Below are 11,372 nucleotides of genomic sequence, written 5' to 3'. Positions count from 1 at the left end.
CCCGGACCGTTGCGGATCCTGCAGGGGACAATCCGGGCAAAGGAAAAGGAAAGGGCAAATAAGCGGTTGGGGTTCAGAAACCCGCCCGGCTTCGTTGATAAGGAATAAGGCAAACGAGCCGACTCGGCCGAGTTGACATGGGCCGGGTCGGCCGATTGTTATGGAGCGATGTCCGGAAAGGGCCGGGGAGGCCAGGGGCTGCACGTTATTTTTCCCCTGGTCAGAAGGCCGATATGGGGATGGCCGTTTAAGAGATGACGGAACAATTACATTATGCGGTTGTAGGACTTGGCTGTTTCTGCTATAGATATCAAGTTATTTTGTCAGGGTATTTTTCGATGTGGGGCTTTCGGAAGGGCAACACCAGGGCGTTCTCCTTGCCCCTGCAATACCGCAAAACCGTTTTTGGACAAGAATAGAGACGGGTATGAATCAAATCTAAGGAGGGTTTATATGGCAGCGGAAAAGAAATCTCAAAAGGGAGCGGAACCGACACAGGCGGCCGCCCAGACAAGGGTCATTTGGGACGACTCCAATATGCGGAGTGTATACGCCAATGCGACCAACGTGGCAGGGGGGCGCGAGGAAATTGTACTTCTGTTCGGGATGAACCAGGCGTGGCACGCAGGGCAGAAGGAGATCAGGATCCAGCTCTCCGATCGCGTTATCTTGAGTCCTTTTGCCGCCAAGCGCCTGTCCACCCTGCTAAATAATGTTCTGAAGGACTACGAGTCCAGATACGGTCTTCTGGACCTTGCCCCCCCCCAGTCCCCCACCACTTCCACCGTGCAATGAGCCGTGTAGACGTACGGTGCATTCCTTATGAAGCTGTGGTAGGAATAGACCAGATTCTTTTAGGTGAACGGTATCGGTAATATTGATAAAACGACCATAAAACCTTATGAAGGAGGACAAGAATGAGCGCAGCTGAAAATGAACAAAACGTTGAGCAAACCCGTGACAAGGTACAGAAGTGGCTGATGGGCGAAGGCTGGCAGATTTCTGAGCAGTCGCATCCGGACTTGTTATGGCTGATTAGAGCAGAAGATGCGGCCCAACGGAGAATCCTGATCGGAACAAACAAGGCCAGACCTGACCAGCTTCATCTGGAAGCGAGAGTTAATCTGGCGCAAGAGCATCAGAAGATGTTTGAGAACCTTCCGCAGGAGAAAAGACGTGAGATTTTATGGGAGCTTCGTTTCCGCCTTCTGTCGATGAACGTAGACTTTGTCGGGGTGGCCGAGCCGATGCAGGCGGTGGTTCTGACGCAACGGATCTATACGGACGGACTTACAAAGGATGCTTTTCTTCAAAGGTTCTTGATCGTACGAAATGCCGTTATTTCGGTGATCTGGTCTATTATTCGGTATCTCGAAGCGGTCGAGCCCCCCGCTGAGTCGACAGAACCCAAGAAGAAAGTGACGACCCATTAATGGGAGAGAACGCGGGAAAGCATGGAACGTTTCCCCCAAGAACATAAAGAGCCAGAGCAGACGCGTTATGGCCCGGGCAGCCGTGCGGGGGGCCAAGAAACTGACCCGGACCGTCCTCTTTGGCGGCAATTCGCCGAGGCGGTTTCTCCCAAAGAATTTTGTCAGAGCTGGTTGCCGCTTCAGTGCCGCATACTAAAAGGCGTTCGCTGTGCGATGGTTTTGCTTGGCAATGCGGACCAGGGGCCATACAGTCCGGTGGCTGTCTGGCCGGACGCCAAGCTGAGTATGGTTCATCTAACCGGGGCCGCGCAGCGCGCCTTAAAGGAGCGTCGCGGCCTGCTTCTTGAGAGCGATTCAGCCGCTCAAGCTGAAAATATCCTGCCAGAGTCCTACCATGTCGCTTATCCGATTGAAGTATCCAAAAAACTGCATGGCGTGGTTGTTCTTGAAATCGAGCAGCATTCAAACCTCGAAATACAGGCTGTGATGCGGCAGCTGCATTGGGGCGCCGCCTGGCTGGAGGTTTTGATTCGGCGAACCGAGGGCGTCAAATCCGAGAAGATAAACGAACGCCTGCAGAAAGTTTTGGATCTGGTTGCCACGGTGGTTGAACATGACACCTTCTATGCTTCCGCCATGGCCTTTGTGAACCGGCTGGCAACGACGCTGGACTGTGATCGGGTCAGCCTGGGGGTTGCCAAAGGTCGACACGTAAAGGTGGGGGTGCTTTCACATAGCTCGGATTTCGGCGGGCAGTCGAACCTGATGCGGGCCATCGGAGCTGCCATGGATGAGGCCGCGGATCAACATGCCGTGGTAACTTATCCGCTGCCTCCTGAAGAAACGCCTTTGGTTACGAAATCCCACGAAAATATGTCCAGACAGCACGGGTCCGGAACCATCCTGACGATACCGATGGAAGACCGGGGAAGGCTTTTGGGGGCGTTGACACTGGAACGATCAGAAGACAAACCCTTTGATAAGGAAACGGTCGAGGCCTGTGAAACGACTGCTGCGCTGGTCGCACCGGTCCTGGAAAATAAACGCCTGGATGAACGCTGGCTCCTTCGGAAAGCGGTGGATTCCTTTGGGACCCAGTTAAAACGAATGCTGGGGCCCGGGCATCTTGTCCGCAAATTGGTTTTGCTCCTTATCCTGGCAATGATTGCCTTTTTTGACTACGCCGAGATAGATTACCGCATCTCGGCGCCCACCAGCCTTGAAGGTTCCGTCCAGCGTGTGGTGGCGGCGCCCTTTAACGGATACATTAAGGAAGCGTCCGCCCGGCCCGGCGACCTCGTGAAAGCGGGAGACGTACTTTGCAGCCTGGATGACAGAGACCTCAAACTTGAACGCCTCAGATGGTCTACTGAAAAAGAACAGCTCGTCAAACAATACCATGAAGCCATGGCAAAACACGAGCGGTCTCAGATCAGAATCATACGGGCTAAAATAGATCAGGCAGAGGCACAGATTTCCCTGCTTGATGAACAACTGGCGCGTACCAAAATACCGGCCCCTTTTAACGGGATTATTATGAGCGGTGATTTGAGCCAGTCCCTGGGTGCTCCGGTTGAGCGCGGCCAGGTCCTTTTCCAGGTGACGCCGCTGGATGAATACCGCGTCATCATAGAAGTAGATGAACGTGATATTACCGAGTTGGCAAAAGGGCAACATAGTGAACTGGTGTTGCCCTCCATGCCGGGGGAGGTTTTCCCGTTTGTTGTAGAGACAATAACACCGGTTTCAACCGCAAAGGAAGGCCGCAACTATTTTCGGGTAGAGGGACGTATGGAAAAGATTTCCACGCGTCTGCGGCCGGGCATGGAGGGGATCGCTAAAATCAATATTGATCGACGCAAACTGATTTGGGTTTGGACCCACCAAATGATTGACTGGCTCCGTCTTCAGTATTGGAGATGGTGGCCCTAAGAAGCAGAAACCCTGAGTACCGGAGAACTGGCGTAATGGGGTAATGGCGTACCGGGATGTGATAGCGGATAAAAGAAGTTCCTTGGATTTTTGCATTACGCCGCCACGCCATCACTTCAGCATCATGTGGGTCGAGCAGCTCCTTATTGACGTTATCCCATTTCCCGGCTTTGCTTTGAAATAGACCAATGACCGCTTCTCTCTACAGCCCTTCATGGTACCGCGTAGCCGGCATTAGACCCCGTCTGCGAAGTCATTTGGAAATACATCGGCACCATTATCGGGGCGAGCTCTGGTATGTCCTCCAGGATCATTCTTCCGGGCGATTCCAGCGGTTTACGCCGGCTGCTTATATGATCATCGGACTCATGGACGGAAAACGTACGGTCCAGGAGATCTGGGATGCCGTCCGGGCACGTCTGGCCGATGACGCCCCGACGCAGGAGGAGGTTATCCGTCTCCTCAGCCAGCTGCATACCGCCGATGCCCTCCAGGCCGATGTGATGCCCGACACGCTGGAATTGTTGAAACGTTTCGAGAAAAAACAGACCGGCAAATTGCTGCAGAATTTACGCAGCCCGCTGTTTGTGCGGATTCCTGTTTTCGATCCCGAGAGATTTTTAACAAAATATCAGAATGTCGTTCGTCCTTTTTTCAGCTGGGCCGGCGCATTGCTCTGGCTGGTTGTTGTCGGTAGCGCCATATTTTTGGCAGGGGTTCATTGGCCGGAGCTCACCGAAAACATTACCGATAGGATCCTGGCGCCGGGAAACCTGCTGGTTCTCTGGCTTGTCTTTCCCGTTTTAAAAATTTTTCATGAATTTGGGCATGGGTTTGCGGTTAAGATAAAGGGGGGGGAAGTCCATGATATGGGCATCATGCTTCTGGTCTTTACCCCGATACCCTATGTCGACGCTTCTTCGGCCTCGGCGTTTCAGGAAAAACGCAGCCGCCTGCTGGTGGGGGCTGCGGGCATGCTGGTGGAAATTTTCATTGCGGCGTTGGCCCTGTTTGTCTGGATTAACATTGAACCGGGCACCATCCGCGCCGTGGCGTACAATGTTATGTTTATCGCGGGGGTTTCATCGCTGCTCTTTAATGGGAATCCCTTGCTGCGGTATGATGCCTATTATATTTTAAGTGACCTTGTCGAGATACCCAATCTGGCCCCCCGCGGGTTGCGTTATCTGGGGTACCTGATGCAGCGCTATCTTGCCGGGATCAAAGATGCGGATCCGCCCCTATCCACACGCGGGGAACGATTATGGTTTTTCTTTTACTCCATTGCGGCATTTATTTACCGGATGATCATATTTACGGCAATTATTTTGTTTATTGCCACTAAATTTTTCTTTATCGGGATCCTGTTCGCCTGCTGGGCCTTTGTGAGCATGTTTATCCTCCCGGCGTTAAAGGGTCTTAAATTCCTGCTTACCTCTCCGCGGCTCAACCGCAGACGCATTCGTGCCATTATGGGAACGGGTGTAGTCCTGACGGGTTTTGTTGCCCTGGTCACCCTTGTGCCGGTTCCGCTCAGCACTCGCGCAGAAGGGGTGATGTGGATTTCTGAACAAGCCTTTGCCCGGGCGGGCACAGATGGTTTTATCGAACGTTTCGTTGCCGAACCGGGCAGCCGCGTCGAACCCGGTGATGCTTTGATAGCGTGCTTCGATCCGCTGCTGCCGGCTCATATCAAGGTATTGGAATCTCAGCTGCGTGAGATCCAGGCGACGTACGACACCCAGGTTTTCACGGAACGGGTCAAAGCTGAAATCACCAAAGAAGAAATGAATAACATTGCAAGCAAACTTGCAGATGCCCGTGAACGGGCGGCTGAGTTGATGATTAGAAGTCCCGGTGGAGGGACTTTCGTCGTGCCGATGTCCCAGGATCTTCCCGGAAGATTTGTGCGGCGGGGGGAACTGCTCGGTTATGTTTTGGATCGTTCCGTCCTGGCGGTCCGTGTGATTGTTTTCCAGCAGGATGTTGATTTTGTGCGGCAACACACCACGGATATCCAGGTTCGTTTGCCGGGAAGAATGGATGAGACCTTGTCTGCCGTGATGCAGCGTGAAGTGCCCGGCGCAACGGATCAGATTCCCGGGCGGACTCTGAGCCAGGAGGGGGGCGGTGAAATTGCCATCGACCCGCGATCGATGCTGGACATTAAGGCTTTTCAAAAAGTATTTCTCTTTGACATTAAATTACCCTTTTATAGAGGTCTTTACAGGGTAGGAGAGCGGGTTTATGTCCGTTTCGGGCACGGGAAAGAGCCGATTGTCTGGCGCTGGTATCGAGGATTAAGGCAACTTTTTCTAAAGAGATTCAATGTATAGCCCCGGGACAAATGTAAATTCCATAAAAGGTGTTTATCCGGAACGCGATGAACCTGATTTAAGCAAAATGGACCGCATGGCGGCGGCCGTCGAGGGGGTTTTTGCGCCCTGGCTAAGACCCCGGGCAAAACGTTTCAGTGGAATCATCCGGGCGACCGCTGTCCATGGAAGTGCGATGTCGGCAAAGAGCGATAAAGAAATACTGGAAACGAGCCGGATGCTCAGACAGCGATTGCGAAGTGAAGGGTATACCGAGGAACTGGTGGGATTGACCTTTGCGCTGGTGCGCGAGGTGGCGGATCGTACCCTCGGTCACCGTCATTTTGATGTTCAGCTGCTCGGCGGCTGGGTTTTGCTCAATGGCATGGTGGCCGAGATGGAGACCGGGGAAGGGAAAACCCTCACCGCCACACTTCCGGCCTGTACCGCTGCGCTTGCGGGTGTACCGGTTCACATCATCACGGTTAATGATTACCTTGCCAAACGCGATTCTGAATGGATGCGGCCGATTTACAGCGCCCTGGGAATCAAAGCGGGGTATATTGTTCACGGCATGGATCCCGCAGCCAAGCGGGAATCTTATCGCTGTGATATTACCTACTGCACCAACAAAGAGGTTACTTTTGATTATCTCAGGGACCGGATTGTGCTCTGGGACAGACCCACACCGGTCAGACTGAAGCTTGAAAAACTTTACGGCGAAAAATCCAGAATCAATCAGCTTCTCATGCGAGGGTTGCATTTTGCCATTGTGGACGAAGCCGATAGTGTCCTTGTTGATGAGGCCCGCACCCCTCTGATTATTTCAGCGGAAGGCGACAGCAGTTATGGCCCCGAGGTTTACCAGTACGCCATGGCGTTTGCCAGGGGACTTGACCCGAAAAAGGACTTTATGCTTTCGGTTAATGAACGTAAGGTGGAGTTGAGTGCCCATGGCGAATCCCGGACCCAGGACTTGAATTGGGCGGAGGTGGGCTTGCAGGCCAGTGAAGAACAGCGGCAGGAATTGGTTCGGCAGGCGCTGGTGGCATTGCATTTATTCAGCAAGGATAAACACTACCTGATAAAGGACGGTAAAATTCAGATCATCGATGAATACACGGGCCGATTGATGCCCGACCGCTCCTGGGAACGGGGTCTTCATCAGCTGATCGAAATAAAAGAGGATTGTCCGGTGACACGGCATAAGGAAACACGGGCGCGAATCAGCTATCAGCGGTTTTTTCGACGTTATCTCCGAGTTGCCGGAATGACGGGAACCGCCCGGGAGGTGGCCGGCGAATTATGGTCCATCTATCGTCTGCGGGTGGTGACGATTCCCCCCAACCGATCGATTCGCAGGAAAAGGTTTCCGGATCGTTTCTGTCGAACTGCCGAACAAAAATGGAAAGCGGTCGTTCAGACTGTTTCAAGTATGAATGAAATCGGGCGGCCCATCCTCATTGGAACGCGTTCGGTTGAAGCTTCCGAGCATTTAAGCAGTCTTCTGGAAGGAGTGAATTTGCCGCATCGGGTGTTGAACGCCCGCCAGGATAAAGAAGAGGCTGATATCATTGCAGAGGCTGGTGCGCCGGGCAGGATCACGGTGGCGACCAATATGGCCGGGCGGGGGACGGATATCAAGCTGGGTCAGGATGTGGTGGATATGGGCGGACTTCATGTGATCGCAACCGAACGTCATGACGCCCGGCGAATCGATCGACAGCTTTTTGGCCGGTGCGGGCGTCAGGGAGATCCCGGAAGTATTGAATCCATCGCTTCGCTCGAAGATGAACTCATCGCCGTTTATATTGCTAAATGGGTTCAATTTATGGCAAATTTAGTCCTGAGACGGCCGCAGGGGGTCCTGATGCGCTCTGTCGGAAAAATTCTTTTATACAGCGCCCAACGTTCGGCCGAACGCATGCATGCACGGATGCGCGGCGATCTTTTGAGAATGGACGAGCAGCTTGGTGAATCGCTGGCTTTTGCCGGCCGTCAGGAATAACAAACAGGAGGGATGCTTTTGCTAAAAGATATTCGCGTACCGCTACTCTGGGTTATTATGGGCCTGTCTTTGGGGCTGTTTGTTTCCGAACCGATAGCCCAGGAAATCATCGAGTATGAGGGGTTAATTGAGCCCCATCTGGTGGTCAAGGTCGGCAGCCCTGTCGTGGGGATCATTGAAACCGTGACGGTTGATCGGGGGGACCGGGTAACAAAAGGCCAGGTGCTGGTAACGCTCCAGTCAGGCGTTGAAAAGGCAACGATGGCGCTTGCCAGGGCGCGGGCCGAGCTTGAAGCGAGCATCAAAGCGAAACGGGCGGAACTTGAATTTGCCCAGCGCAACCAGCAGCGTATAAAGAGTCTGTATGACAAAAATGCGCTTCCTTTGCAAGAGTGGGACACTGTGGAGACCAAGCGAATCCTGGCTGAACTTCAGCTGGCCGAAGCCCTGGAAAACAAACGGCTGGCCGAGCTGGAGTTTAATCAGGCGCAGGAGGTGGTGCAGCGAAAAATTATTTTAAGTCCTTTCGATGGGGTTGTAGAGGACCGATTTTTAAATGTCGGCGAGTATGTTGAAAACCAGCCGATATTCAAGCTTGCGGAAATCGATCCGTTGAATGTGGAAGTGATTCTGCCTGTCAGCATGTGGAGCCGGGTCAAGCCGGGCATGCGGGCGACGATCAAGCCGGAAGCGCCGGTGGGCGGCTCCCATTCGGCTGGCGTGACCATTATAGATAGGGTGATCGACGCTGCCAGCGGTACGTTTGGGGTTCGACTGGAACTGCCGAACCCGGAGCTGCGACTGCCACCGGGGTTGAAATGTAAAATTATTTTTCACGAAAAATAACCGATATATCCAAATTTATGTATCACCGCTGGATTATATTCATTTGCTCTCTTTTCAGATGACCGATACCTGGCTCAATGGCTGCCCTGCGTTTCATCTATAGCCATAGACTCTTTGCGGTTCCGCCACGATGGTGTTTATCCACATGGACCTGGACGTTGCCTTCGTACCCATGACCCCGATATCCCTGATCCACAAACACTTGTTCCGGACGCTGAACAATTCGTTTGATTTGCTCCTAAGCATCCTTGAGCGTGTATCCATCATATGGATTGCCGTGGGTTGCCATCGCTCCAACGAACCAGCCGCCGCGACTGGTGGCAGCCACACTGACTTTGCAGACAAACTCGTAACGCTTGTGCGCTTTTCCCTTGCCAGTGAGGTTGTGGGTGTATTTCAAGTAATGAAGGGCAACCATCAATCGGGTGCTGACGCCGGGTCGACCGTTATCAAACAATAGGTCTTGCCAAACAGTTCGTCCATACGATCCCACTCGACTGCCTGGGCTAACTTGACCAATGCATGTCTGGAATCGATAATCTTTGATAGCTCAGGGCGAATCAAATCTCTTTGTCGATTCTTCCGGGGTAATTTTTTTGGTTTCATGCTATAGATAATTTGCAAGGTTATGAGGGTTAATGGCTTAAAATCCTGTAAATCATAGGGCATATTTTATACATAATTACCAGTAAATTCTTATAGATAAATCGTTATTTCAGAACAGACAAATATGGGCCAGTAGGCGGATCCCGCTGTTCTGGATTTCACAGCCATGACCCGAACGAAACAACTCAATCGGAAAATATTTTTGTGAACCGCCCAATTAATCCTCAAAACAATTTATCCGGCAACCATGCGGGCCAGCCACATGGTCAGGGGCGAGAAGAAAGTGATGAGCAGCAGATTGGCGATCAGAACCAGCAGGAGCGGCCATATGCGCCGGCTGACGGCAGCGATGCTGTCTTTGGAAATGGCGCTGGATACGATCAGGCAGATTCCCAGGGGCGGGGTCAGCATGCCGATGGCCAGGTTGGTGACGACAATGGCCCCGAGTTGAATCAGACTAATCCCCAGGGAGGGGAGCATGGCCGTGATCATGGGAACCAGCAGGATCAGGGCGGCGGTTGTTTCAACAAATGTTCCGGCGATGAGGAGGACCAGGTTGATGAGCAGCAGCAATTGGATGGGATCCGATGTAATCCCCAGCAGCGACCCGGCCAGACGGGCGGGCATGTCTTCAATGGCGGCGAGCCAGCTGAAGACCGATGCCGTGGCAATAATGAACATGACGATCGAAGCGGTGACGGCGCCGTCAATGAAAAGAGCGGCAAGGTCCTTTATTTTTATGTTGCGATAAACAAAAAGGCCGACAAACAGGGTATAAGTTACGGCCACGGCAGCGGATTCGGTGGCCGTGAAAATACCGAACAGGATTCCGCCAAGGATAATGACCGGTGCCCCCAGGGCCAGCAGGGCCTGCTTAAATGTTTGCCAGACCGTGTGGATTGAAAAACGGTTTGTGGCGGCATAGCCGTTTCGTGATGAAATCAGGGTGGTAACGGCGATCAAGGAAATACCGATCATGATACCCGGCAGAATGCCGGCGGCAAAAAGCTGGTTGATGGAGGCGCCGGTTAAAAAGCCGAAGATAATCATCGGTATGGACGGCGGAATGATAACGCCGATAGAGCCCCCGGCTGCCTGGACGGCCGCGGCAAAGTCGGACTTGTAGCCGGATTTTTTCATGGCCGGAATCAGGACGGCGCCCACCGCGGCGGTATCGGCGGCGGCCGAACCGGAGATGCCGGCAAAAAACATCGCCGACACAATCGCAACCGCAGCCAGCCCCCCCGGCAGCCAGCCCACCAGTGCGTTTGCAAACGCAATGATCCTTTTGCTGATGCCGCCGGCTTCCATGATGACGCCTGCAAACATAAACAGCGGTACCGCCAGGAGATGAAAAGAATCGGTACCGCCTGCCATGCGCTGAACGACCATCATCAGGGAAAAATCACCCTGGGCCAGAATCCCGATAATCGAAGCGGCGCCGATGGCAATGGCGATGGGGGTGTTGACGGCAAATAGAAACAGCATGGATAGGATGAGGATTTCAGCGGCCACGGCTGTCCTCTTTTAAGCCTCTTACAAAAAGGGCCAGTGCGTGGAGCATGAGAACCCCGCCGCTGAATGGAACAATACCGAAGATTATCCATTTCGGCAGATACAGCGCCGGCGAAATCTGCAGCCGGACAAAATACGCAAATTGACATCCGTATACGATCATTACGCTGAACAGGCCTATGGAAGCCAGATGGACACAGATGACGGCCGATTTCTTAAGACAGGCGGGGAGCAGCAATGAAAACATATCGATACCCGGGTGGGCACGGCGATGATAAGCCACCGAAGCGCCCAGAAAGGTAAGCCAGATCAGCAGAAAGCGGGCCAGTTCTTCAGACCAGAACAGGGAATGATTCAGGACATAGCGAAAAAAAACCTGTACGGCCACCAGCGCCGCCATGCTGAAACCGATCACGAAAAGGGATTTTTCGATGGTTGCGTTGAGTGTTGTGCTCAACCGGTCAAGGGGTGACATGTAAGTTTCTGACATCTTGGGGAAACCCATTTTGGAGGGAGTCTTTATCCTGTTGTTTTAACTGCAGGATTTTTGTTTTTAAAATACAAAATCAAAGCATCAAATTTCAAAAAAATCTCAAATCCCAATGTTCAATGACCAAAATTTTTCAGGACGAAAAATTGTTTAAATTTTCGAATTTTGGTCATTGGAATTTGTTTGATATTTGGAATTTGACATTTGGAATTTCAATAAGTGAATGA

At 52.5% G+C, this 11,372-nt stretch carries 8 protein-coding genes and 1 pseudogene; 6 read left to right on the top strand and 3 right to left on the bottom strand.

The genetic code is table 11. The features are described from left to right. Positions 1–453: 453 nt before the first annotated feature. The 6 genes from P1P89_03745 to P1P89_03720 all read left to right on the top strand — a co-directional run bounded on the left by P1P89_03745 (position 454) and on the right by P1P89_03720 (position 8,534). A complete protein-coding gene (locus P1P89_03745; GenBank protein ID MDF1590606.1) occupies positions 454–795 on the top strand; it encodes a DUF3467 domain-containing protein in 342 nt (113 codons plus the stop codon). Positions 796–917: 122 nt separating this feature from the next. After that, complete coding sequence (locus P1P89_03740; protein MDF1590605.1) at positions 918–1,433, top strand: DUF2299 family protein; 516 nt, start codon at positions 918–920, stop codon at positions 1,431–1,433. 21 nt (positions 1,434–1,454) lie between these two features. Next, entirely contained in the window at positions 1,455–3,365 is a 1,911-nt protein-coding gene (locus P1P89_03735) for an efflux RND transporter periplasmic adaptor subunit (protein MDF1590604.1), read from the top strand. Between the two features lie 257 nt (positions 3,366–3,622). Then, positions 3,623–5,701 carry a PqqD family peptide modification chaperone gene (locus P1P89_03730; protein MDF1590603.1) on the top strand — a complete coding sequence of 693 codons (2,079 nt, stop codon included), beginning with the start codon at positions 3,623–3,625 and terminating at the stop codon, positions 5,699–5,701. Beyond that, on the top strand, positions 5,694–7,688 hold the full coding sequence (locus P1P89_03725) for a preprotein translocase subunit SecA (GenBank protein MDF1590602.1): 1,995 nt from the start codon (positions 5,694–5,696) through the stop codon (positions 7,686–7,688). The genes P1P89_03730 and P1P89_03725 overlap by 8 nt, the downstream gene beginning before the upstream one ends. 18 nt (positions 7,689–7,706) lie before the next feature. Further along, positions 7,707–8,534, top strand: a complete 828-nt coding sequence (locus P1P89_03720; protein ID MDF1590601.1) for an efflux RND transporter periplasmic adaptor subunit — start codon at positions 7,707–7,709, stop codon at positions 8,532–8,534. 100 nt (positions 8,535–8,634) lie between these two features. On the opposite strand, the pseudogene P1P89_03715 reads toward P1P89_03720, so the two are convergent. From P1P89_03715 to P1P89_03705, 3 genes and pseudogenes are all read right to left on the bottom strand, one after another. Beyond that, positions 8,635–9,140: pseudogene (locus tag P1P89_03715) on the bottom strand (hypothetical protein). A gap of 234 nt (positions 9,141–9,374) precedes the next feature. Continuing rightward, entirely contained in the window at positions 9,375–10,655 is a 1,281-nt protein-coding gene (locus P1P89_03710; GenBank protein MDF1590600.1) for a TRAP transporter large permease, read from the bottom strand. Then, positions 10,645–11,145 carry a TRAP transporter small permease gene (locus tag P1P89_03705; GenBank protein MDF1590599.1) on the bottom strand — a complete coding sequence of 167 codons (501 nt, stop codon included), beginning with the start codon at positions 11,143–11,145 and terminating at the stop codon, positions 10,645–10,647. The genes P1P89_03710 and P1P89_03705 overlap by 11 nt, the downstream gene beginning before the upstream one ends. Positions 11,146–11,372: the final 227 nt, after the last annotated feature.

The organism is Desulfobacterales bacterium, assembly GCA_029211065.1.
Lineage (GTDB): Bacteria > Desulfobacterota > Desulfobacteria > Desulfobacterales > JARGFK01 > JARGFK01.
Note: the sequence above shows the minus strand (reverse complement) of the source record. Positions and strands in the feature narration are given on the sequence as shown.

What these genes read in the sequence shown, in the direction of transcription:
- P1P89_03705 (MDF1590599.1), bottom strand. Translation starts at nt 11,145, where the DNA reads ATGTCAGAAACTTACATGTCACCCCTTGACCGGTTGAGCACAACACTC.
- P1P89_03735 (MDF1590604.1), top strand. Translation starts at nt 1,455, where the DNA reads ATGGAACGTTTCCCCCAAGAACATAAAGAGCCAGAGCAGACGCGTTAT.
- P1P89_03745 (MDF1590606.1), top strand. Translation starts at nt 454, where the DNA reads ATGGCAGCGGAAAAGAAATCTCAAAAGGGAGCGGAACCGACACAGGCG.
- P1P89_03740 (MDF1590605.1), top strand. Translation starts at nt 918, where the DNA reads ATGAGCGCAGCTGAAAATGAACAAAACGTTGAGCAAACCCGTGACAAG.
- P1P89_03725 (MDF1590602.1), top strand. Translation starts at nt 5,694, where the DNA reads ATGTATAGCCCCGGGACAAATGTAAATTCCATAAAAGGTGTTTATCCG.